The 23,966-nt window shown below is 45.5% G+C and carries 19 protein-coding genes and 1 other annotated feature; of the genes, 8 read left to right on the plus strand and 11 right to left on the minus strand.

What is annotated here, in order from left to right; translation table 11 throughout:
* Nucleotides 1-11: 11 nt before the first annotated feature.
* Entirely contained in the window at nt 12-2,477 is a 2,466-nt protein-coding gene (locus K0625_RS00405) for an ABC transporter permease (protein ID WP_220107852.1), read from the minus strand.
* Nucleotides 2,477-3,217, minus strand: a complete 741-nt coding sequence (locus K0625_RS00410; RefSeq protein ID WP_220107853.1) for an ABC transporter ATP-binding protein — start codon at nt 3,215-3,217, stop codon at nt 2,477-2,479. The genes K0625_RS00405 and K0625_RS00410 overlap by 1 nt, the downstream gene beginning before the upstream one ends.
* A 43-nt stretch (nt 3,218-3,260) precedes the next feature.
* On the opposite strand from K0625_RS00410, the gene K0625_RS00415 reads away from it, so the two are divergent.
* The 4 genes from K0625_RS00415 (at nt 3,261) to K0625_RS00430 (ending at nt 9,261) form a co-directional block, all read left to right on the plus strand.
* Nucleotides 3,261-3,833: an arylesterase gene (locus K0625_RS00415; protein WP_220108167.1), complete on the plus strand. Its 573-nt coding sequence runs from the start codon at nt 3,261-3,263 to the stop codon at nt 3,831-3,833.
* 100 nt (nt 3,834-3,933) lie between these two features.
* Nucleotides 3,934-5,052, plus strand: coding sequence for a DUF481 domain-containing protein (locus K0625_RS00420; RefSeq protein WP_333473825.1), 1,119 nt, complete (start codon nt 3,934-3,936; stop codon nt 5,050-5,052).
* Nucleotides 5,053-5,358: 306 nt separating this feature from the next.
* Complete coding sequence (locus K0625_RS00425; protein ID WP_220107854.1) at nt 5,359-8,001, plus strand: parallel beta-helix domain-containing protein; 2,643 nt, start codon at nt 5,359-5,361, stop codon at nt 7,999-8,001.
* A 78-nt stretch (nt 8,002-8,079) separates the two neighbouring features.
* Complete coding sequence (locus K0625_RS00430) at nt 8,080-9,261, plus strand: SO2930 family diheme c-type cytochrome (RefSeq protein WP_220107855.1); 1,182 nt, start codon at nt 8,080-8,082, stop codon at nt 9,259-9,261.
* A gap of 50 nt (nt 9,262-9,311) precedes the next feature.
* Here the strand turns inward: K0625_RS00430 and K0625_RS00435 are convergent, their stop codons facing one another.
* From K0625_RS00435 to K0625_RS00445, 3 genes are all read right to left on the minus strand, one after another.
* Nucleotides 9,312-10,337 (minus strand): AraC family transcriptional regulator, encoded by a 1,026-nt coding sequence (locus K0625_RS00435; RefSeq protein WP_220107856.1) that lies wholly within the window; start codon nt 10,335-10,337, stop codon nt 9,312-9,314.
* A 142-nt stretch (nt 10,338-10,479) separates the two neighbouring features.
* Nucleotides 10,480-11,511: a protease SohB gene (gene sohB / locus K0625_RS00440; protein WP_220107857.1), complete on the minus strand. Its 1,032-nt coding sequence runs from the start codon at nt 11,509-11,511 to the stop codon at nt 10,480-10,482.
* Nucleotides 11,512-11,717: 206 nt separating this feature from the next.
* Nucleotides 11,718-14,189, minus strand: coding sequence for a VolA/Pla-1 family phospholipase (locus tag K0625_RS00445; protein WP_220107858.1), 2,472 nt, complete (start codon nt 14,187-14,189; stop codon nt 11,718-11,720).
* Nucleotides 14,190-14,452: 263 nt separating this feature from the next.
* Between K0625_RS00445 and K0625_RS00450 the strand changes: the two genes are divergently transcribed.
* Nucleotides 14,453-15,190, plus strand: a complete 738-nt coding sequence (locus K0625_RS00450; protein WP_220107859.1) for a YciK family oxidoreductase — start codon at nt 14,453-14,455, stop codon at nt 15,188-15,190.
* A 62-nt stretch (nt 15,191-15,252) separates the two neighbouring features.
* Here the strand turns inward: K0625_RS00450 and K0625_RS00455 are convergent, their stop codons facing one another.
* The 6 genes from K0625_RS00455 to rnm all read right to left on the minus strand — a co-directional run bounded on the left by K0625_RS00455 (nt 15,253) and on the right by rnm (nt 20,305).
* Nucleotides 15,253-16,164 carry an exo-alpha-sialidase gene (locus K0625_RS00455; RefSeq protein ID WP_220107860.1) on the minus strand — a complete coding sequence of 304 codons (912 nt, stop codon included), beginning with the start codon at nt 16,162-16,164 and terminating at the stop codon, nt 15,253-15,255.
* 141 nt (nt 16,165-16,305) lie between these two features.
* Nucleotides 16,306-17,169, minus strand: a complete 864-nt coding sequence (gene rluB / locus K0625_RS00460) for a 23S rRNA pseudouridine(2605) synthase RluB (protein ID WP_220107861.1) — start codon at nt 17,167-17,169, stop codon at nt 16,306-16,308.
* Nucleotides 17,162-17,770, minus strand: coding sequence for an SMC-Scp complex subunit ScpB (gene scpB, locus K0625_RS00465; protein WP_232846877.1), 609 nt, complete (start codon nt 17,768-17,770; stop codon nt 17,162-17,164). The genes rluB and scpB overlap by 8 nt, the downstream gene beginning before the upstream one ends.
* A 72-nt stretch (nt 17,771-17,842) precedes the next feature.
* Entirely contained in the window at nt 17,843-18,631 is a 789-nt protein-coding gene (locus K0625_RS00470; protein ID WP_220107863.1) for a segregation and condensation protein A, read from the minus strand.
* 115 nt (nt 18,632-18,746) lie between these two features.
* Nucleotides 18,747-19,367, minus strand: coding sequence for an L-threonylcarbamoyladenylate synthase (locus K0625_RS00475; protein WP_041418191.1), 621 nt, complete (start codon nt 19,365-19,367; stop codon nt 18,747-18,749).
* Between the two features lie 74 nt (nt 19,368-19,441).
* Nucleotides 19,442-20,305, minus strand: a complete 864-nt coding sequence (gene rnm / locus K0625_RS00480) for an RNase RNM (RefSeq protein ID WP_220107864.1) — start codon at nt 20,303-20,305, stop codon at nt 19,442-19,444.
* A 266-nt stretch (nt 20,306-20,571) separates the two neighbouring features.
* Nucleotides 20,572-20,680 (plus strand) — a sequence feature (Trp leader region).
* Nucleotides 20,681-20,751: 71 nt separating this feature from the next.
* Between rnm and K0625_RS00485 the strand changes: the two genes are divergently transcribed.
* The 3 genes from K0625_RS00485 to trpD are packed head-to-tail and all read left to right on the plus strand — an operon-like array spanning nt 20,752 to nt 23,965.
* Entirely contained in the window at nt 20,752-22,311 is a 1,560-nt protein-coding gene (locus tag K0625_RS00485; RefSeq protein WP_220107865.1) for an anthranilate synthase component 1, read from the plus strand.
* Nucleotides 22,308-22,913, plus strand: coding sequence for an aminodeoxychorismate/anthranilate synthase component II (locus K0625_RS00490; protein WP_220107866.1), 606 nt, complete (start codon nt 22,308-22,310; stop codon nt 22,911-22,913). Before K0625_RS00485 ends, K0625_RS00490 begins: the two co-directional genes overlap by 4 nt.
* A complete protein-coding gene (trpD, locus tag K0625_RS00495; RefSeq protein ID WP_220107867.1) occupies nt 22,910-23,965 on the plus strand; it encodes an anthranilate phosphoribosyltransferase in 1,056 nt (351 codons plus the stop codon). The genes K0625_RS00490 and trpD overlap by 4 nt, the downstream gene beginning before the upstream one ends.
* The last annotated feature ends 1 nt before the right edge of the window (nt 23,966 follow it).

Here is a 23,966-nt window from a genome sequence, read left to right on the forward strand (position 1 = left end):
TATGCGCATCACTATGCGGGTGACTTTAACAGTTCACTACAGGACTTACTTAACAGCTGACGACAGCGCCACACACCTAAGAGGGCCACAATGAGTGCGCCGCACACAGGTGCTATTCCCCACCAAGGCCAGTGCATATACACATTAAGCTCAAACACCTGAGTTTTCAGCAGGTAAAGAGTGAACTCGGCCACTATCACAGCAAGAAGCCCCGCAATAGCGCCCAGCAGAGCAAACTCCAGCCCGGTCGCCATTCTAAGTAGCCAGCCAGAAGCACCAAAGGTCCTTAATACCGCCAACTCTCTTTGACGGGTCGCCATGCCCGCTTCGGTCTGAGCAATCATCACCAAACTGCTTGCAAGGATCACCAATACAAGCACCAATGTAAGCGAAAGTGATACCTGATCGATAATTTGACGAAGCTGCTTAATCATATTTCCTACATCAATAATCGAGACTGTAGGGAACTGTTTAATGATCTGTAGTACCACATCTGAGCGTCCCTCATCCAGATAAAAACTGGCCATCGAGGTGTGTGCAAATGAGGAGAGTGAGCTTTTAGTAAAGATCATAAAAAAGTTAGGCTGCAGCGTCTCCCAATGCACCTCCCTGATACTACTCACATTCACAGTCAAGTTTTGATTATCAATCACATAAGTAAGGCTATCACCCAGTTTTATCCCTAATCGCTCGGCAACACCTGACTCGACAGACACATCATTATCATTGACGTTAAACTCCCCCTCAAGTAGTTCATTGTTTTCAGGTAGCTCATCACGCCAAGTCAGATTCAACTCACGTGAGATCCCACGTCTGCCCTCTATACCCTCTTTTTCCTGCTCTGCGGATATCAACTTTTCACCATTGATCTCGATTAGGCGCCCCCGAATAACGGGATAGATATCGGTGGTTTTCACGGTGTTTTGTGCAAGAAACTCGCCCAATGGCTCAGACTCATCCGGCGCAATGTTCACCAGAAAGTAATTAGGTGCATTTTCAGGTAGCTGATTTTGCCATTCACTCAGTAGATCTTGGCGAAGAGCCAGAATTGTCAGCAGTAAGACCAAGGCGCTACTAAATCCCACCAGCTGTATCGCATTTTGCTTGGCTCGTCGCCTTAAGCCCGCTAAAGCCAGCTGCAGCGGATTGGTGGTTTTCATACCGATACTGTGCCCAGCACGGATCATGGCAAAGCCTAGCACGCTTAACAGCAGGCCCAGTAACAGTACGCCAGCCACGACCGTCAAGGTTAGCGGTAAGCTCTTAGAGTAGAGATAGCCTAGAACAGCCATGGCTAATAGACTTAAAATAAGGTGCAACCACATCCCCAACTGTAAGCCTTCTAACTGACGCTGTAACACCCGCAAAGGTGGAATAGAGAGAAGCCTCATTAGCGGGTAAGCCGAAAACATAAAAGCGCTAATAAAACCTGTGGCAAGCCCAAGTAGTATGGGTCTCAATAATGGCGGTGAGTAAGCTGCGATCTCCGCAGGTAAGAATGCCGTTATCGTCCCATCTAAGACAAATCCCCCAATAAGTCCTAACACCACCCCGAAAAAGGTCACTAACAGCAGATGAACACCAAACAGGATGCGGATCTGTTTTGCTGACGCCCCAAAGGTTTTTAACATGGCGACCACGTCATAGTGGCGCTGACAGTATCGCTGAGCCGCGATACCGATTGCAGCACATGCAAGCGCGATCCCCAGTAGACTGGCCAATAACAGAAAACGTTCAGCACGCTTAACAGCATCGGCGATGGGTGAGTCACCAGATTGTACATCCACCCAACGCTGAGAGCTGTTAAGCAGCGGTTTTGCATAGGCTTCAAACTCAGTTAACTGCTCAGCTTCACCTGCAAATTGTGCAAGATAGGTCACGCGGCTACCAGGCTGAATAACCCCTGTACTTGCCACATCCTCTATCCTCATCAATACAACGGGTGAAGAGGCAAAGGGGTTAAAGCCTGCATCGGGCAAACGCGCTATCTCGGCGCTCAGACTAAACTCTTGATTACCCAGCTCAAGCACTTTAGGGTAACCCAATAACCCTCCAAGACGGGTTTCAAACCAGAGGTGCCCTGCTCTAGGCAGCTCTGAGTACTGTGCTCCCTCCTTCTCATTAAGCTCTATCTTACCCTTTAGTGGGTATCCTTCCTCGACTGCGCGAACGGTAACAAGTTGAAATTTATCCTGCGCAAACACCATAGAGTTAAACTGCATGCTGGACACATGATGCAGCCCGAGTTCATCGGCCTTAGCTAAAATAGTCTCGTCTATCTTGACAGGAGAGTTAATAATTCGGTCGGCGGCAATAAATTTAGATGCCTGTCCATTAATCGCTATCTGTAAACGCTCACTTACTCTCGCTAAACCTGTTACCGATAACACAGCGAGTGTTATCGCTAACACAATTAATAGCAGTTGCCCCTGTAGTAGTTCACGTTTAAACAGCCTCCAAGCCAGTTGCATCTCCATTAACTCGCTCCCACACTATGCAGACTAACAGGTTTCTGAGCCCTCTTTTGATTCTCCGCCTCAGAGTCTTCGGTTAGTTCACCACTGTTCATCAGTAGTTGACGTTCGCAGCGTTTGGCTAATGCAAGATCGTGTGTAACCAGCACTAACGTTGTGTCACTTTCACGGTTAAGCTCAAACAGCATATCGGCAACCTTCTGGCTATTTGCCGCATCCAGATTTCCGGTCGGTTCATCGGCAAACAGCACTTTAGGCTCACAAATAAAGGCCCTTGCAATGGCCACTCTCTGCTGCTCACCACCTGAGAGTTGATTCGGGAAATGGGTCAGTCGATGACTTAGCCCGACCCTTTCTAACATAGCCTGCGCTTTCTCCTTCGCCTTATTAATGCCTGCAAGCTCAGCAGGCAACATGACATTCTCTAATGCATTGAGGGTATCAACCAACATAAAGGACTGAAAAATAAAGCTGACCTTCTGTTTTCTTAGAGCTGCTTTCTTCTCTTCATTCAAGGAGTGTAACGCCACACCATCGAGTATGATCTCACCGCTGCTTGGTGAATCAAGGGCGGCAAGTAACCCAAGCAAGGTTGACTTACCTGAGCCGGACGGGCCAAGTATCGCAATACTCTCTCCCTGCTTGACATCCATATTAATGCCGTTGAGGATAGTAAGCTCTCCCTCTTGGGTAGCCACTGATTTAACGAGAGCCTTTACTGTGATTGCACTGATTTCTGACATAAAATTCTTCTCTACCTCGATGCTTAAACGTTCACTTAGCCTAATGAGCTTAGCGGCCATTCTATCTTGTTCTCAAGTGATTGCTGCTCCTATATTAATCCTAGGTGATAGCCTAAGCGCAAGTTATGGTGTCGATGAAGATCAAGGTTGGGTTAACTTAATGCGCAAGAAGATGCCACAACATGAGATAGTCAATGGCTCTGTCAGTGGTGAAACAACTGCGGGAGGATTGCGCAGACTCCCCGCCCTGCTTGACTCCGTAAAGCCTGAGCTGGTTCTGGTTGAGCTCGGTGGTAACGATGGGCTAAGAGGATTTACACCACAACAGCTGAAAGAAAATCTTACAAAAATAATAACCTTAACCAAGGCTAAAGGGAGTCAGCTACTCCTTTCAGAGATAATGGTTCCGCCAAATTATGGCCCTCGATATGCCAAGATGTTCAATCAGGTCTATGCAGATCTAGCCGCAGAGCACCAAATTACCCTAATGCCATTTTTTATGACTAAGATAGCCATTAATCCAGACTTTATGCAAAGAGACGGTATTCATCCAAATGCAGCCGCTCAAAATGATATCGCCGAGTTTGTCATACCTTGGATTGAAAAAACGTTATAGATCCCATTATGAGGTAAAACTTTGACTCAGTGTTTGTTTGAAAAGGGGATCTTCTGTAGAATTTTCGCCCTTTCAAATATCAGTCATTAGGGGAAGACTTGTGAAGAGTCGTTTCAACAACATCACTATCGTTTCCAGTATATTAGCGATATGTTCACCTTTAGCTTTTGCATCTACCGCATCCGCAACTACGCCAATGAAACCTACTGAGCAGCAGATGGTTCCAGCACAACTTTATCCGCCAGCAGATAGTGCATTTGATTGGGTTCAGTTGACCTCATTTGAACTCTTAAAGGGCGAAATAAAAAACCTTTATGATGACAAGCTTGAATTTGAAAGTGATGAGCTTGATACCCTGTATATCGACTGGGAAGATATTAAGGTGTTACAAAGTAATGGTCTGGTCAGTGTTGGCTTTACCGATCTGAGCACCAAGACTGGAAAGTTACTAGTAAAAGATGGCAAAACCTATATTGGCGGTGAAGAGTTTGATCGCACTAAGATAATGACCATTATCGCTGGTGAGCAGACAGAAGCAAACTACTGGTCAAGCAAGATATCTTTAGGTGCCAATCTACGTTCAGGTAATACCAAACAGCTTGATTACAGCGCAATTGCCAATACTCAGCGCCGCACTACAGAATCTAGATATAATCTGGATTACTTAGGAAACTACTCTAAGACTGAGGGTGAGAACAATATCAATAATCATCGTATCAATACTTACTTTGATTGGTATTTATCAAAACAGTTTTACTTAAGGCCCGTGTTTGCGGAAGTTTATATGGACCCGATTAAAAACATCCAATACAAAACAACACTCGGCTTCGGTGTGGGTTACGACATCATAGACAACTCAAAAACAGAGTGGAGTATCAGTGGTGGTCCAGCTTACAACTACACCAAGTTTGATAATGTTGCACCAGGTGAGAAAGAGGATGAAGGCAGTGCAGCGCTAGTAGTCGAAACTTACTTTGACACAGAGATCACCAGTGATATCGACTTCAACACCCTATATCGACTTCAGTATGGCAGTGAAACATCCGGTGGCTATACACACCATGCGGTAGCTGGCTTCTCGATCGAGTTAACCGACATGTTTGATCTTGATCTCTCTTTTGTTTGGGATCATACCAATAAGCCACAACCAGACTCAGATAACAATATACCTAAGCAAAATGATTACCAATTTATCATCGGCTTCGGTATCGATATCTAATACGTTTTAGCTAATTTTATAAGGCCGCAATGCGGCCTTTCATATCATTTAACATCCTCACTCCGCATCTAGTCATTATTGCTTTTTCTTAAAAATATTTTCTATCAGCTCACCTTAATCCAACTCCGTTTACTTTCATATCTTTCATATTGTTTTACAAAGAAAAATAAAACCAATCTCGTTTAATTTTTTTAAAACACAAATTGATACAAGCTTGTTAATCAGTTGTTGGCCAGATTTCACATTGCATATATGGTACGTCAGTGCAATCTAGGAAAGGAATAATAAAAATAAGCTGGAGACGCTATGTTTAACAAGAAACCATCATGGTTACTGCCCTCGCTTGTGGCCAGTGCCGTCGCGCTAAGTCTAAGTGGATGTTCATCGGATGATGATGACCCGGTTGTAGAGGATAAGCCTGCGGTACTACCTATCCCCGACCCCACGCCTATCTTCCCCGAGGGAGCAATCATGATTGAAGATGGGGAAAACCTAACCATCCGAATTCAGGAAGCCTTGATTAACGCCCAGAGCAATGACGTTATCGTGCTCCCTAAGGGGAACTTCAAGATAGCCTCAACCTTACTATTTGATGGTGATGTCGACGGTGATGGCTCAATGGCAAAAAATATCACCATTATGGGATATGGCATGGAGGAGACAGTATTAGACTTCTCAGAATCCTTAACCGGTGATGGTATCTTCGTACAAAATGCAGTGAACGTTATCATTCAAGATCTCTCTGTGAATGAAGCTAAAAATAACGGAATTAAACTTAAAAATACAAACGGGATCATTCTTAGACGTTTGGCGACAGTTTGGGAAGGGGAGCTCGATGAAAACAATGGCGCCTACGGCCTCTACCCTGTTGAATGTGAAAATATTCTGATTGAAGACACCTATGTTCGAGGCAGTGCCGATGCGGGTATTTACGTCGGTCAGTCTGAATATATTGTGGTTCGCCGCAATATCGCCAAAGAGAACGTTGCAGGTATTGAGATTGAGAACTCGAAATATGCAGATGTCTATGATAACGAAGCCATGGGCAACACCGGTGGTATCTTAGTTTTTGATTTACCGATTAATAACCACAGATATGGCTCAAGCGTACGTATTTTCAATAACAAGGTGTACGATAATAACACCAAGAACTTTGCTAATGCCTCTGCCAATCCTGCTGGTGTCCATATCGTTCCACCAGGAACAGGCATGATCATCCTCTCTACCGATGATGTGGAGATCTTTAATAACGAAATTACCAATCACGATACCATGGGAGTTGCGATCACTAGCTTCTTTATCGCAGAACCAGACATGAACGCTTTTGTCGCTAATTATGGACAAGCAGATCAACCCATAGAAGATGGCTGGAGACCAACGCCACGCAACATCTACCTCCATGATAATGTGATCACCGACTTTGGTAAAAAACCCAACGGTTACCTTATTGACGATATTATCAAAGCCTATGTGCTTACCCATGGTCAGTTCCCTGGTGTTCTGTACGACGGTTTAGGTGAAATGTTGTCCAATAACGGCACCGCAGCGTATCTCGGCCTACAGGAGCAACCCTTTGCCGAAGATGGCAGTGACAATATCTGTGCGACTAATAATGGCGATGTTTCATTTGGTCGACTCTACGCCAACGATAATACCGATCTCAGTATTCCCGATGTCCTATTTGAGCCGACACAAGATGAGATAATGAAATGTGCTCAACTCAGTTTACCCGTCCACACAGTCACCTTTGGTGATGAGATCTTCGGTTGTGGCGTCGATGACGATGTAGCGGGTTGCGATGGCGGTAACTTAGTCGGCGGCGGTGGCTCCATAGGTGAAGGTGAAGGCGGATTGGTAGGAGATGGAGATTTAACCCTGTGTGAAACCACAGGCGATCAGGTCAACTGGGATGCGCTTTTAGGTGCTAACTGTCCAAACTTATCAGATTATAATCTCTTTGCCGATAATTCAGACCCATCAACTGGCGCCAACTCTGGTGGTTTACCCTATGACATGAATACTCAACTGTTCACAGATTATGCGAGTAAATACCGCTTTGTATTTGTACCCGAAGGAAAGGTGGCAAGTTACTCAGCACAGGAGAGCATGGATTTCCCAGTTGGTACTGTGATAAGCAAAGCCTTCGCTCTGCCCGCTAATACCAATGAACGTGGCCTAGACAAAGAAGATCTGGTTGAAACTCGCTTATTGATCCGCCGCGAAACTGGTTGGTCAGCACTGCCCTATATCTATAATGCAGAGAAAAGCGATGCCGTGTTAGCAAAAGCGGGTGCCATTCAAGGTAAGCAGGTGGTCCATAATGGGGAAACACTCGATTTTGATTATGTCGTACCAAGCATGAATCAATGTAAGCAGTGTCACCAGTTCAAGGCCGCGCCTGATAGCCCAGCGATTTTTGTCCCAATTGGACCTAAAGCGCGTTACCTAAACAAAGACTATACCTACACTGACGGCACCATGAATCAGCTCATGAAGTGGCAAGCTGCAGGTATATTGGAAGGTGTACCCGATGTGACAAGCATTGATACCGTTCCTACATTTACTGACGGTGACGAAGCGGATTTAGCTTCGCTTTCAGATGAGCAGTTAATGGATACCGCTAAAGGTTACTTAGATATTAACTGCGCACATTGCCATCGCCCTGAAGGTAACGCTTCAAACACAGGTCTAACATTGGAGTACTGGAGACCCTATGCAGATGGGTTTGCCCACGGAACCTGTAAGTCACCAGTGGCCTATGGTGGTGGAGAGCTTAGTTATGATGTCGTGCCATCGGCTCCTGAGCGCTCTATCCTTCACTTCAGAATGGATACTAATGAGCCAGGCGATCGCATGCCAGAGATTGGGCGTAGCTTAACCCATGGTGAGGGGGTTGAGCTTATCCATGAATGGATAAGACGTCTACCTTTAGCAAGCTGTTCACAGTAATAGCTCCTAGATAGAAAAATATGAGGCCGGTTAACCCCGGCCTTTTTTCTCTTACCAGAGCCACAATATAGGTAAAGTATGCGCTTATTAGCCCAATTGATATTTCTGCTCCTTTTTACCTCGGCATGCGGGGGTGGCGATGGCGACAGCCAAGTCACAGAAACACCCACCTCTCCCAGCACAGAAACACCAGAAGTAATCCCAGCTCCCAGCTCATTGTGTGAACAAACCACCAGCTCAGTTAACTGGGAGGCATTAATGAATGAGGATTGCGACACTCTTTCTCAATATGGACTGTTTATCGATCCTGTCAGCCCAACATCGGATCCCGTCTCTCCAGGTCTTGCCTATGAGCTCTCCACTCAACTTTTTACAAATTACGCCAGCAAACACAGGTTTATATTTATACCTGAAGGGGAAAAAGCCAACTATCACCCAACCGATGCTTTCCAGTTCCCAGTGGGGACCGTACTAACTAAATCCTTCTCCATGCCCTATGATAGCCAAGTCAAAGGGGCAGAAAATGAGATAAAGATAGAAACACGCTTGTTGATCCACAGAGAAAGTGGCTGGACGACTCTCCCCTACCTTTGGCAAGAGGGTGAGGCAAAACTCACCCTTGGCGGTGCCGATATTCCTCATACGTTAAACCATCAAGGAGAGGTCGCTCAGTTTGACTATCACGTTCCTAGCCGTGCAGAGTGTAAACTTTGCCACCAGATAAACCGTGATGGCGAAAGTAAAATCGCCCCTATTGGACTCAAAGCTCACCTGTTAAACACAGAGATTAACTATCAAGGTCAAACCGTTAACCAACTCCAGCTTTGGGCTGATAGGGAGCTACTCGGATCCCTACCCAACATCACTGAAGTTGCCTCGGCACCATCACTGTTTGACAAAGATGCCGACTTGACCCAAAGAGTGAAAGGGTATCTCGATATCAACTGTGCTCATTGCCATAGAGCGGAAGGGTTTGCGAGCATTTCAGGACTGAGACTTGGCTTTCATATCGATCACACCAGCTACCAATATGGTGTATGTAAGCAACCTCCTGGCTGGGATGGCGGGGCTAAAGGCCTCTCTTTTGACTTGATCCCGGGAGATGGTGAACACTCGATTTTACTCTACAGGCAGGAGCTGAATAATCCGAAAGACAGAATGCCTCCCATTGGCAGAAGCTTAGTACATCAAGAAGCTGTCATACTGATTAAACAGTGGATTGACTCCCTTCCCCCAAGTTTAGGTAACTGCCAAAGCTAGTCTGTCCAAGTGGCTGAAAAGCCACTTACTCACACGGTCGCTACTTGTTCTCATTTAGCCTTCTCGTTAAGCCTCAAGAAATGACCTGGTGGATGACCTAACCAATGTTTAAAACTTTGCCGAAAATGACTGACATCGCCAAATCCCATCACCTCGGCAATGTCCTCAACCTTATGCTCTTCTGACAAGATAAGACCGATGGCGGCTTGAGATCGAACCTGATCGACCAACTTCTGATAACTACTGCCCGCCTGAGATATCTTACGCCTTAAGGTTCTTGAACTCATACTTTGTATTTCAGCCATCTGCTCCATATTGGGGCAATCAGGAAAAGAGCTCCTTAGTTGATCTAACAGGTGTTCAATATAGGAAGGTTGCTGATTTGAGACCGTATTAATCAGGTTTTGATCAAAATCATAGGTCACAGGTAGCGAAAGATATTTATGCTCTATCGACCACTCATTAAACTCCGAACCAAACTGTACATCAGCGCCAGTCACTGAGGCTAAAAAGCTCGCATCGCGCTCCTCTTCAGCCAATGAAATTCGCCCAAAGCGAATAGTTTGGCCCGCTAAACCACAACCTATTTTGACTAAACCACACACACTATGTTGAAACTGACAGGAGTAACGCTCTCTATTAATTCTTCCGGTGTTAAGCCAACGTATACGAAGCTCGCCATCTTCATTGGTCACTAAAGTATCGGTAAAACTTCCTACCCGCTCAGGGTGAGAGAGTACAAACTGCAGACATTCGCCTATGGTTTTGCATTGATTGAAAAAAGTCAGTAGAAAATCCAGATCTTTCACCAGGTACTGACTGCCCACTTTGGCACCTATCTCTGGATCTTGGGTATATTGCTGTAGAAACTCCATCGCAAAGTCCGCCTGCCAAACATAGATGAGCTGCAGATGCTCTAACTCAGATACCCCAAGACCTATCTGCGAGCATAAGTTATCAACGACCTCATCACCAAAATGCACCTTAAGGTAGTTAAGCAGGTTACGTAGTTGATAGGCAGGGTATGATTGATCACCGACCAGCATATTCCTCTTGTAACTTTGGACGTACTTCATCTGGAGTCTCTTTTTTATTCTTACCTATTTTGTATATTATTCAGCGAAGATTTAACAGTACTTTCTGAAAAAGCTAAAAATGAATTAAAAAAAAGCCTGCAAAATGCAGGCTTTATATCAATCGGTATCAAGATGTCGGCATCTAGGTCAATGGCTGGTTTTTCTCAGCCATTTTATTAAACACTGAGCTTACAGACAAAGAAGCCGCATGAGCAAGCTTATCGGCAAACTTCTTCTTAAGCTGATACTTCACTCTTATCACTGTTCGCTCTTTGGCTAAGTTCATCACCACATCATCACTAGTAGCGATAGCATCAATTAAACCTAGCTCAATTGCTTGCTGCCCATACCAGTGCTCACCGGTAGCCACTTTCGCAAGCTCAAGCTCAGGACGATATTGAGAGATAAAGCCTTTAAATAGCTCATGGGTCTCCTCAAGCTCCTGCTGAAACTTCTCACGCCCTTCATCTGTGTTCTCACCAAATACGGTTAAGGTGCGCTTAAAATCACCTGCGGTGTGCTGCTCATAATCAATATCATGTTTTTTAAGCAGTTTATTGAAGTTTGGCACTTGTGCAACCACCCCAATAGAGCCAACAATAGCAAAGGGAGCCGCATACACTTTATTAGCAACGCAGGCCATCATGTAACCGCCACTGGCAGCTACTTTATCGACACAGATTGTAAGATGAATATTAGCCTGACGAAGACGGTCTAATTGACTCGAGGCTAAGCCATAACCGTGAACCATACCGCCGCCACTCTCTACATTCACAATAGCCTCATCACCTGGCTCTGCAATGGCGATAATGGCACTGATCTCTTCACGCAGCGATGAAACCTCATTGGCATCAATACTACCTTTAAAATCAACTACAAAGACTCTTGGCTCAGAGACAGGTTCTTTCTGCTCTTTAAGCGCCTTCTCTTTGGCCTTCTCATCGGCTTTAAGTTGCTTCTCGTAAGCTTTAAACTGCTGCTTAGTGTACAGCTCCTCTTTAAGATCGTGTTGCAGCTCCTTCAACTCTTCAGAGATATTGGTCAGCCTTAACTCACCTTTACCGCCTTTTTGCTTAACAGCAGACGCTAAAACAACAATCACAACCGCAATAATCGATAACACGACCGTGATCGCTTTAGCAAAAAACATCCCATACTCGTACAAAAATTCCAAAATATGCTCCTGCAAATCGATCTAATACCCATAGGTATAAATTCAATCTAAAAATTGAGGCTTATTCTAACAGCCAAGAGGCTAATAACAAAAGTAACAATAGATGAGTTAACCATAAAAAAACCCAGCATTCGCTGGGTTTTTAAACAAGTTTACAGTTCACTCTGAGCTAAATTTATAGCTCAAAGCAAACACCTCTTCGGGAGTTAAGGACACTCTTGAAGAACTTTGTCGTTAGAAACAATAATGCTCCCACTTCCTTTACTTGCAGTAAGGGCATAGCTAGCAACTTGTGTCTGCATCTCAGTTGTTGCATCTGCAGAGCCTTCAACACCTTCAGGGCTCACAATTGAGCTGTGGTGACCTTTAGAGAATCGAACTGCTCCTGAAGCACCCGTTGTTGTCGTGTCTACACAGGCCAACCCTAAATTAGCAATTAAAGGCTCAGTACCCGATACAGGGAAATTCTCAACGCGATTAGGCAGTACCTGATCTGGTAGATGCATATCACCGTCTCCCACCACTTCAATCAAGTGTATTGGAAGTTCAGTCGCTTTAAGCGCAGCGGCGTGGTTGATCGGATCGGCGCTATCCACAGCAGTTTGTACTGCAAAAGCAAAGGTAGGCAAGAAGTTAGCATAAACAGTTTGTACCAGAGTAGCATACTCAGTAGAGCCAGGCTCATAACCCGCAGTATTAGCTTCATCGACTAATGCTTGGAAAGTATCACTCGCCGTCACATTGGCAAAGAGTAACGGACCAAATGTCGCCGACCCTATAAAGGTCCCAGCAAATCCACCACTTGGGGCAACTAGTGATGCCGCATTCAGTTTATAAACATAACTTAAATCAAGCCCCGACTCTGGGTGAGTCACACCAGTACTCGCGTAAGTAGAGAAGTTAGTCCCAACAATGGCGCCTAAACTTAGCCCTTGTGCACTGATATTATTAATATCAAACATCTGTGGATACTGAGCTTGTGCAAGTGCCCCAGCAAGACCAGTTAGTGACGCGCGAAGTGCTAAATGATCATTAGTTGCCTGACGGAAATTATCACGGACACTCAGTGTGCTTTCGATATTAATAAATACTAAAGGATTACCATTTGCAAACGCATCAGGAGTCCCCACAACACTACCAAAACTTTTATCAGTTGCAGATACTTCATACACGCCATCACTGTTAGCATCGTAAGAGCGCGCACCGTGAAGTGGCATATCAATGGCGATTGTCGCCACTCCTAATGCAGCATAAGAGCCAGCATAAGCAAGAGACATCTCTTTACCGCCACCTAAACCATGCATAGCAATGGTGGTTGGCCAACCTGCAGTAGGTGGTGTGAAATCCAGTCCCTGACTAGCACTAAACTGTGCAACTCGCTCAGCATCAGGCATAGAGATGAGAACAGGAATAACCTCTTGCCCTGTAGGTTGTGGAATAGGGTTAAACTTGGTCAAATGCTTTGCTTTATCAGCAGCAGTTCCATCATCCAGTAACCAAGTTTTCCCCGCTAATAATGCAGGATTAGCTAATGCAGCTGCAGGGTCAATATTGTAAGCCGCAGCTTGCATTCCAAAGTTTGTTTGGCTTAACGTCCCCGCCTGAAGTGCAAGGAGTACAGATACCGGGCTATCGCCCAATGCTTTCCATGAGCCACTAATACCTGAACACTTTGTCGAATCACAAGCACCAAAGGTGGGGATAGTCAGCTCAGCGGTATAAACATCCGCTAAACTCGACACCGCATATGCAACGCCATCAGCAGGAGTCAAACCTGCCGCTTGCGCAACCGTGATCCCTAGAGGGTGAGGCTGCGGAAGAGAGATTGAAGGTGCGAAGGGGTTACCTGGAGTTGGATCTAACATCAGTAGCTTAGTTGTCTCATAGACATCGGCAACCGATTGAGTGGTAAACAGTCCTGAATAGGTGATCGACTCGGCATCGACGCCGTGAGCTGCGGCCATTCCTTTCTCATAACTGTTAACTATCTCTTGCAACAGCTTCTGATCGTCAGTCTCTAAAGTCTCAGTTTCAAAATCCAGCTTTAGCAGGCCATAAGTTGTCGATGGCGCTATGCTACGACTTTTTGAGTCCATAATAAGGTTAGTGGTCGCGTAGATATAAGATTGATTTGGCTTAAGTGGCTTAAGCGGAATAATAGCAATCGTATTACCTGAACCTTTTGAGATAAAGTCAACGCCATATTGAAGCTCTTCACCAACTTTACACGCTGTTACAGAGGTTGCAGCCTGACACTCAGGGTCGCTTGAAAGTGCCCCCCCCACAGTCGCTTCAAACATTCTCACAGCGCCAGGTTGTGACACAGAGGTAACATCTAATGACAACACAGAGCCATCATGATCACTTGCAGGCTCTACCGTAATTGAGATTGGGGATGTTGTGGACCAACCATCTAACGCACCTAGTGCCATAGAAGGATCTGTATAATCACTGCTTCCGTCAGCAGCCTCACCAGGCAGGTTAAGTGTGCCGTCACTGGTGCCACTAAAAAGAAGATCGTTTGGCAGAGGTACTACGCCATTTGCAGGATCAAAGGCCAAATGTGACACAGGGATTAGAGGCTCTACCTTATCTTTAATTTCTTCAACACTATCCTCACTACATCCCGTCAGCCCAAGCGCAGATGCAATTGCAACACCCAAAAAGAGTCTTTTCATCTTTCTTCCCCAAATCTTGTTGTAATAATTTTTGTTTTCCCCAAAAAATTTGGTCACAATAGGCAATCATATGTGGCCAAATAGGACTTTTATAGGTCCCTACCTTAGTTCAAGTTAACGCAAATATATTGACTTAGCTACAATTTTGTCACAAAAACTCATGAATATGCGAACAATAATTAATCATTTGTTTTAAACACACGTTCATCACATCAGTGACTCTAGAGGTGGCGGGCTTTTCCGCCGATAGGAAATATTGACCCATGTTGGAATATCAAGCAGCAAAAGATCTACTTATTAACAAAACAATCCTAGTCACAGGCGCTGGGGACGGCATTGGCCGTGCAGCTGCCATCAGTTTTGCCAAGCACGGTGCGACGGTTATCTTACTGGGAAAGACAGTGAAGAAATTGGAAGCTGTCTATGATGTTATTGAACAAGCTGGTTACCCAAAACCTGCCATCGTACCGCTGGATCTTAAGGGAGCCACAGAGCAGAACTATACTGACATGGCTGAAACCATAGAACAGCAGTTTGGTCACTTAGATGGACTACTACACAATGCGAGCATGTTGGGTGTATTAGGCCCATTTGAACATATCTCTATGGATTCGGTAAAAGAGGTCATGCAGGTAAACGTGATTGCAGAAGTGATGATGACAAAAGCTCTACTTCCAGTGATGAAGAAAGCGCCGCAAGCTTCATTGGTGTTTACCTCTAGCAGCGTTGGTCGTCAAGGCAAAGCATTCTGGGGAGAGTATGCCATCTCTAAATTTGCCACCGAAGGCATGATGCAAGCTATCGCCCATGAATATGACGGTTCAAATGTGCGTGCAAATAGTATCAACCCAGGTGCTACCCGTACTGGTATGCGTGCCAATGCCTATCCTGCTGAAAACCCACAATCTATCAAGGCTCCAGAGGAAATAATGGCAACTTACCTCTACCTAATGGGCAATGACTCTCTCGAGGTTAATGGCCAGCAGCTTAACGCTCAATAATCTAAAATAGACAAGATGCAAAAAGGGACCTGAGGTCCCTTTTCTATTCATCACTTTATGTATTAAATATCTATCTCTGCGAAGTAGATGGCTGTTTTCCCTTCGTGTGACGAGTAGTAACTGATCTTTAAACTTCCCCTATCGAGTACCACGCCAGCGTAACTGTTGTCACCGCCAGAAGGTAAGGTAAGTAATTCATCCACCTCCCCTGTCACGCCGTTTATCTCGACAATACTGGTACGGATCTTATTATCATAGAGGCGAACAACGCCGTAGTGATGTCCTTGATAATAAAAGCTAACTGGCCCACCAATCCGCTTATTCAACTCTTTCCATCTCCAGTACTGATAGGGAGGTTTAGAGAACCCTAAAAGTGCCGTCTCCTCAGGCCCCCAAACAGGGTCTCGTCTCAGTAAGCAGTGGGCGCAGTTATTTTCATCAAAAAAAAGACCTGACTCATTCACATACCCTTGCTTATTAAACTTTTTAAATACGCGGGTAAAACTGTGACCGTCTGGGCTTCTGTATAAACTCGCGTATCCCTTAGGTTTGGGGTAATAGGAGATCCCCCACAACACGCCTTTATGCTCCACAAGTCGCCAAAGCCAGTCATTAGGCTTTGCGACTTCCATGGGAGCTGACCAAGTGAGGCCCTCTTGGCTTCGCCAAAGATAGGACTGCCTCTCCTGCTTAACCCTTGAGATAAAACTGCCTAAACCGAGCAGCAAAAGCTCACCTCTGTAAGAGATTAATTTACCATCGCGAAGATCTGCATGGCTCATCTGCATTAAAACGACAGACTCCCAACTTTTCCCCTCATCAGCTGAACGAATTATCCTCAGTGCGCCATCATCAGAAACATGAGCTGTCGCTTCACGAAACACGCAGTAAAGGTGATCACCAAAGCGCACCATATCGGTAAAAGCATTATGATCTGCCCTGTCCCATATCTTATCAACTGAGATTAATTTCATCAAAAAGCCTGCTAAATACTGATCGGTATTATCTATTTATAGCACGGTATCAAATAAGCGTTATACCTAAACTCTAGATACAAAAAAGGCCGCTAGTGCGGCCTCTTACTCTGACTGGTATCAGTATTTTAAGCTATTCAATTAACGCTGACGGGTATTTTTAGCAGCATTCACTTTATGCTTATTAACCGCACGTTTAATTTTAGCGCTTTTAACTTTCGCACGAGCAACACTGTGTTTATCTGTACCTAACAGAGTGCGATTCTCAATTGGTAAACCTGCGGTTTGGCGCAAATAGTTCACCTGCTCAAGCTCAAGCTCTACCCAGCCACCACGTGGCAAAGATTTTGGCAATTCAATCATACCGTAACGAATACGGATAAGACGGCTCACCTGGACCTCTTGAGACTCCCACAAACGACGAACTTCACGGTTACGTCCTTCTGCCAGTGACACATGCCACCACTTGTTCATCCCCTCACCGCCGGCGGCTTTCACTTTATCAAAATGGGCAGGGCCATCTTCTAAAGTCACCCCAGTACGAAGGCGCTGAATACAAGCATCAGTCACTTCACCAAAAGTACGAACCGCATATTCACGTTCAACTTCATTTGAAGGATGCATTAAGCGGTTAGCCAGCTCACCATCTGATGTAAACAACAGTAAACCTGAGGTATTGATATCCAGACGACCAACTGCAACCCAACGTGAATCACGAGTCTTAGGTAAACGGTCAAAAACCGTTGGACGTCCTTCAGGATCTTTACGACTACAGATCTCGCCTTCCGGTTTGTGATAAGCGATCACACGGCAGACTAAATCCTCTTCTGATTTAATTGACACCGCACGTCCGTCGATTCTGATCTTAACATCCGCTTCGACACGATCACCTAGATTTGCGATCTCACCATCTATACTAATTCGGCCTGCAGCAATCCATGCCTCCATCTCACGACGGGAGCCATGGCCTGCACGGGCCAAGACTTTCTGCAATTTTTCACTCATTAGTAGACTCTTCTCTATTTTGTGTTTCTGTAGGCTCAGCTTCATCTGCCAAGTGCTCAATATTCACCGTTTCATCATCCGATACAGGAACATTTGAGGCCTCTGCATTTGAAAACAGTGCCGCTAGCGACTCAGGGTCTGACAACGGAGGGAGATCCGCCAACGTATCTAAGCCAAAGTAAGCTAAAAATTCTGCTGTAGTACCATAAAGCGCCGGTCTTCCCGGTACCTCTTTATGACCTACCGCTCTGATCCAATGTCTATCGGACAGGGTTTTAATGGTATGGCTGCTCACTGCCACACCACGTACAAATTCAATATCACCTCGGGTGACAGGTTGACGATATGCAATAACCGCTAAGGTCTCTAACGTCGCTCTCGAATATTTTGGTGCTTTCTCTTGCCACATACACTGTAGGTATGGACTTAAGGTTTCTACTGTTTGAAAGCGATAACCACCCGCAACAGCAACCAACTCAACTCCTCGCCCTTGGTAATCTTCCTGTAACTCTTCAATCGCTAATTTAACTTTAGCCCTTGATACATTGAAGTTTACCAGTACCGTCTCCCTTAAACCTTTTATTGTCACCGTTTTTCCCATCACAAACAGGGCGGCTTCAATAAGCTGTTTAAGCTGATCTGGATTAATCTGTAATAGTTTGCTCTTTGACAATCAATAGGCCTTAACATGTATGGTTGAAAATGGCTCAGCTTGTATCAACTCCACTAAAAGCTCTTTGACCAGCTCCATTAAGGCCAGAAAACTCACCACCACTCCGCTGCGCCCCTCTTTGACATCAAACAGCGCTTCAAATGGCAGATAATCTTCACCATCTAGCAGGGCAAGGATCTGAGTCATTCGCTCACGCGTCGACAACACCTCTCGCTTTACATGGTGATCTTCTGTTGCTTCAACTCGCTGAAGCACAGAAGCAAAGGCTCTCGCCATATCCGCTAATGAAACACTCGGTGGCAATAACACAGGTTTTATATCCGGTGCTGGTGTCACTTTGGCCTGAAAAATATCCCGCTCTAGCCGAGGAAGCGAATCTAACTCCTGCTGAGCCAACTTAATCACCTCATAGGCTTTCAATTGACGAATTAATTGAGCACGAGGGTCCTCTTCATCTTCGACTTCAGTCTGAGGGCGCGGCAGCAATAACCGAGACTTAATCTCAGCCAACGTCGCAGCCATCACTAAGTAATCAGCAGCGAGCTCAACTCGCGCGCCTTGTAACAGCTCAATATACTCTAAATATTGCTCCGTCACAGGCCAGATAGGCAGCTCTACCACATCTAATTTCTGTTTACGGATCAAATATAAGAGAAGATCCAAAGGACCTTCAAAAGACTCGAGAAAAACTTCTAACGCTTCTGGCGGTATAAAAAGATCAGCCGGAAAATGCTTAACTGGCTCGCCTCTAACAATGGCAAGAGGTAAACTTTTTTGAGTCCCCTGCATCCACTGTCCTCAGCTTAAGTATCAAAGGTTTTAAAGCCAGAGCAGCTAGTTTAACCGCTCAAAGCCGTAAAGAAAGCGCGCGATTATACCCTGTTCATTTAACAATTCACAGAGTTTAAACAAAGGAACTAATATCTCCTGCGCCCTCACGTATAATCTCAATATCTCCCTCGGAGAGATCAATCACAGTCGTTGGCTTTTCACCTAAATATCCGCCATGGATAATTACGTCAACTTGATGCTCTAAAATATCACGAATATGCTCAGGATCTGACTCAGTAAACTCCTCTCCAGGCAGAATAAGACTGGTCGACATCAATGGCTCATCAAGTGCTTCTAACAGGGCTAAAGCGATCACATTATCTGGCACCCTAATTCCAATCGTCTTCTTCTTGGGATTTTGCAGACGTTTTGGCACCTCTTTACTGGCCTTGAAGATAAAGGTGTAGGGACCAGGCGTGTTATGTTTAAGCACTCGGTACGCCTGGTTATCCACTTTGGCATAGGTGGACAACTCTGATTGATCACGACACATCAAAGAGAAGTTATGATCATTATCTATCTGACGTATTCGCGCAATTCGGCTCATGGCATCTTTCTCACCCAATAAACAACCTAATGCGTAACCCGAATCGGTTGGGTAGACAATAACACCACCATTTTTAATCGCGTTCACCGCTTGATTGATCAAACGGGCTTGTGGATTTTCTTCATGTACGTAAAAAAACTGACTCATCTCGATTCCATCCATCACCATCTGGCTTGCTCTGCCGATGGGAAATTATTAATAACTTACATTGAAAACACGCTTTAAGCGCTCGCGGCCGGCCAACTGTCCATCTGCCACACCCAATTAACTCCCGGCGGTTGGTACATACTTTTACCCAGCTCAGTCCAACTTCCAGGAAAATGAAAATCACTGCCCAAGGAAGCCGCTAACTCATTTTGTAAACTTAAGGCAATTAGCTGACTTCTCGTCTCCACTGTCTGCTGACTGACCACAACTTCCATTGCATCACCTGCGGACTCTTTAAACTCTCGCACCAATCGCTTAACCCATTTAGTCGATAATTTATAGCCGTGTGGATGGGCTAGCACTGCGATTCCACCTGCTTTATGGATAACTTCAATAGCCGTTGCCATATCAGACCAATTATTGGGTACATAGCCAGTCTTACCTCGTGCTAAGTACTTTTTAAATACATTGGCCATGCTGGTTGCATAGCCTTTATCAGCGAGCCAGCGAGCATAATGACCACGACTTAATGCTGCATCACCAGCAAGCAATTTAGCACCTTCATAGGCGCCTTCAATCCCCGCTTTTGCTAACCTCTCACCTATCTCTTTTGCTCTTAATTCGCGTAGATTACGCTGATTGATTAAGAAGGCGTCGAACTCACTATCATCGGGATCAATATTCAAGGCCACAATATGAATATCATGGTTATGCCAACGGGTTGATACCTCGACACCATTAATTAATCTCAATGGCGTTGCATGACTATTATTATAGGCATGAGCCTCAGCTAAACCAGCGGTTGTATCATGATCGGTGATAGCAAACATCTCTACCCCATTACCAATCGCTCTCTCTACTAATTCTGAGGGGGTCAACATGCCATCTGAGGCAGTTGTGTGGCTATGTAGATCAGCCAATAAAGTTTCTTCTGTCATAGGCTTATTCTACTTGAGTTTATGAGCAAAAGGGGAATTAACATTGCTTTCATCAATCAAGTTACTCAAATTTCATTACAAATCTAAGATATAAACTTAAAATATTACCAATTTGGCAAATTATAAAAGATTCAATTGACATCCTTCACCCGCAAATGTTTTTATATAGCCACTGGATGCCAAAGGGGTCCACTCTTTTTACATGACCGTTTTTTTCACCTGTTAACTTAAGGGTTATAATGAACATTTTTTCTCAAGCACAAAACATCAATTGGTGGTGGCACTTCCCTAACTAGCGGGTGGTGTGAAACTCTGTGCTCATGTAAAAGAGACAAGATTCAACAATAAGCCCGCATAGATTGCGGGCTTTTTTGTACTTTAATTTTAGCTTGACCTCCATCACGCTCTGTAACCGATAAAAAGACGATAAGAAAGCGAGACATTAGATGAAACTAGCTCACGTGACGACAAGTAAGGAGAGGATCACCTATCATGCCGACCCTCTCGGCTTATATCAGCAACTTACCCAAAATGCGCCACATACCATGTTGCTCGAATCGGCGGAGATTGACAGCAAGGATCACCTCAAGAGTATTGTGATGACCCATGGCGCTATGATGATACGTTGTGATGGCTACCAACTCACCTTTACCGCACTGACCGATAACGGCAATAGGTTACTGAAACCGATACAGGACTTTTTTGCAGATGCTCATAGCGAGCTTAAAGAGGGCGTACTCACTCTCACTTTAGTCAAAGAGAGTGAGATGTTAGATGAGGATGCCAGGCTAAAATCGCGCTCTCCTCTCGACGGACTGCGAGCCTTAGTGAAAGAGATAGGTTTTGGCGAGACGCCAGTATTTGAAGATCTCTTTTTAGGCGGGGTACTCGCCTATGACCTTATCGATACAGTCGAGCCGCTTCCCGAAGTACCTCAAGGTGAGAACACCTGTCCCGATTACCTGTTTTATCTCGCCGAAACCCTAATTCTTATCGATCATCAACAGCAGCAAGCTGACATCGTTTCCCATCTCTTTAGCACTGATGAGATAGCGGCATCACCTAAACAGAAAGAGCAGCTAGTGCGAAGGGTTCAAAGCCTACAAGCGATAGCTGAGCAAAAAGCACCTATCGCTCCTTTAGTTACCATAAATGCCGATACTCAGGTCAACATCAGTGACGACACCTTTAAACAGACAGTACAAGATCTAAAGTCTCATATTATTGCCGGTGATATTTTCCAAGTTGTTCCCTCTCGTAGCTTTAGCCTTCCCTGCCCAAACACCTTAGGGGCATACCGGGCCTTAAGATTAACCAACCCCAGTCCCTACATGTTCTATTTCAGAGGTGAGGACTTTACCCTTTTTGGTGCCTCTCCTGAAAGCGCTCTGAAATATGAAGCACACACTAATCAAGTTGAGATCTACCCCATTGCTGGTACACGCAAACGAGGCAAAACAGTCGATGGCAAGATTGATTTCGATCTCGACAGTCGCATCGAGCTTGAGCTGAGGTTAGACAAAAAAGAGCTATCAGAACACTTAATGCTGGTTGATCTAGCCCGTAATGATGTTGCCCGGATCAGCCAAAGTGGGACAAGGAAAGTCGCAGAGCTATTAAAAGTGGATCGATACTCACATGTCATGCACCTGGTCAGTCGTGTAACAGGTCAGCTTCGTGATGATCTCGATGCCCTGCATGCTTATCAAGCCTGCATGAATATGGGCACATTAACAGGCGCTCCTAAAGTCAGTGCAGCCCAGCTCATTCGAGGTGCAGAGCAGAGCCGCCGAGGCAGTTACGGCGGAGCTGTTGGCTACCTTAACGGTTTAGGTGATATGGATACCTGTATCGTCATTCGCTCCGCCTTTGTTAAAGACGGCACCGCATACATTCAAGCAGGTGCGGGTGTTGTATTTGACTCAGATCCGCAAGCAGAAGCCGATGAAACCAGACAAAAAGCACAAGCTGTAATATCAGCCATCAAGATGGGAGGTGGACTATGAAGCTCTATCTACTCGATAATTTCGACTCGTTTACCTATAACCTAGTCGACCAGTTCAGAAGCTTAGGCTATGAAGTTGTGATCTACCGTAATGATCTTGATGCCAAGTTTATTGCCGATAAACTGCTTAATGAGCCAAGTAACGCTGCGCTGGTTCTCTCACCAGGACCTGGCGCCCCCCATGAAGCCGGTTGTCTAATGGCGTTAATTGCGCTTCTTGCTGGCAAAGTTCCTATGCTGGGGATCTGCCTAGGACATCAAGCTATGATTGAGCACTACGGCGGAAAAGTTGAGCGGGCTCCTCAAGTGGTTCACGGTAAAGCAAGCCCCACGTATCATCAACAAAAAGGCATATTTAGCCATCTGCCCTCCCCTCTGCCCGTTGCTCGTTATCACAGTCTCGTTGCCACACAAGTACCTGACTGTTTAGATATAATTGCAACCACAGAGACGATGCCGATGGCCATCTCCCATAAAAGCCATAAAGCGATTGGATTTCAGTTTCATCCTGAGTCCATTCTCACCACATTGGGTAGCCAACTGCTTATCCAAACTTTAAACGAATTAACCGGTATCAATAGCACTCAGGGAGCCAATACATGAGCCAAACCGAACAGCCTACTGAACTGCAACCTATATTAGACAAGCTTTATTCAGGACAATCTGCAACTCGCTCTGAAGCCAAACAACTAGTCAGTAGCATCATAGCAGGAGAGATGAGTGAGACCGTGATGGCGGGTATGTTGGTCGCCATGAAGATGCGCGGTGAAAGTATAGATGAGATCTCCGGCGCCGCCGATGCCCTTCGCGCAGCAGCGAAACCCTTTCCAGCGCCTTGCGAAGCAACCCGAACAAAAGGCGTTGTTGATATCGTAGGCACAGGTGGTGATGGCCACAACACGATTAATATCTCCACCACAGCGGCTTTTGTTGCCGCTGCGTCTGGTGCGAATGTCGCTAAACATGGAAATCGAAGCGTTTCTAGCAAGTCTGGCTCCTCGGATCTATTAGCCCAATTTGGTATCGATCTCACCATGGCACCAGAAACCGCGCGGGATTGCTTAGATGAACTCGGGCTCTGCTTTCTGTTTGCCCCTCACTATCATGGCGGCGTTCGCCACGCAGTACCTGTTCGTCAAGCATTAAAGACCCGTACTCTGTTTAACGTACTCGGACCGCTGATTAACCCATCACACCCAGATTTTATCCTTCTGGGTGTCTACAGTCCTGAGCTCGTTAAACCTATTGCTGAAGTATTAAAAGCCTTGGGAATGAAGCGTGCCATGGTGGTTCATGGTAGCGGGCTCGATGAGGTCGCCATACATGGCGACACCTTAGTCTGTGAGCTCAATAACACTGAGATCACCCAATACACCTTAACACCTGAGCAGTTGGGGCTCCCCCTGAGCAAACTCACAGATTTAGAGGGTGGAACTCCTGAGGAAAATGCCGAATACACCCGCGCAATCTTGCAGGGAGAAGGTCAAGCAGCACATCAATACGCCGTTGCGGCGAATGCCGGTTGCGCCCTCTACATATCAGGGGTATCCGATAGCGTAGAATCAGGCACTCAACTGGCATTAGAGACCATCGCCAGCGGCAAGGCTTATCAACTACTTAAACAGCTCGCCAGCGCAAGCAATACAGCTAACTAAT

The organism is Shewanella nanhaiensis, from assembly GCF_019457885.1.
Classification (GTDB): Bacteria; Pseudomonadota; Gammaproteobacteria; order Enterobacterales; family Shewanellaceae; genus Shewanella; species Shewanella nanhaiensis.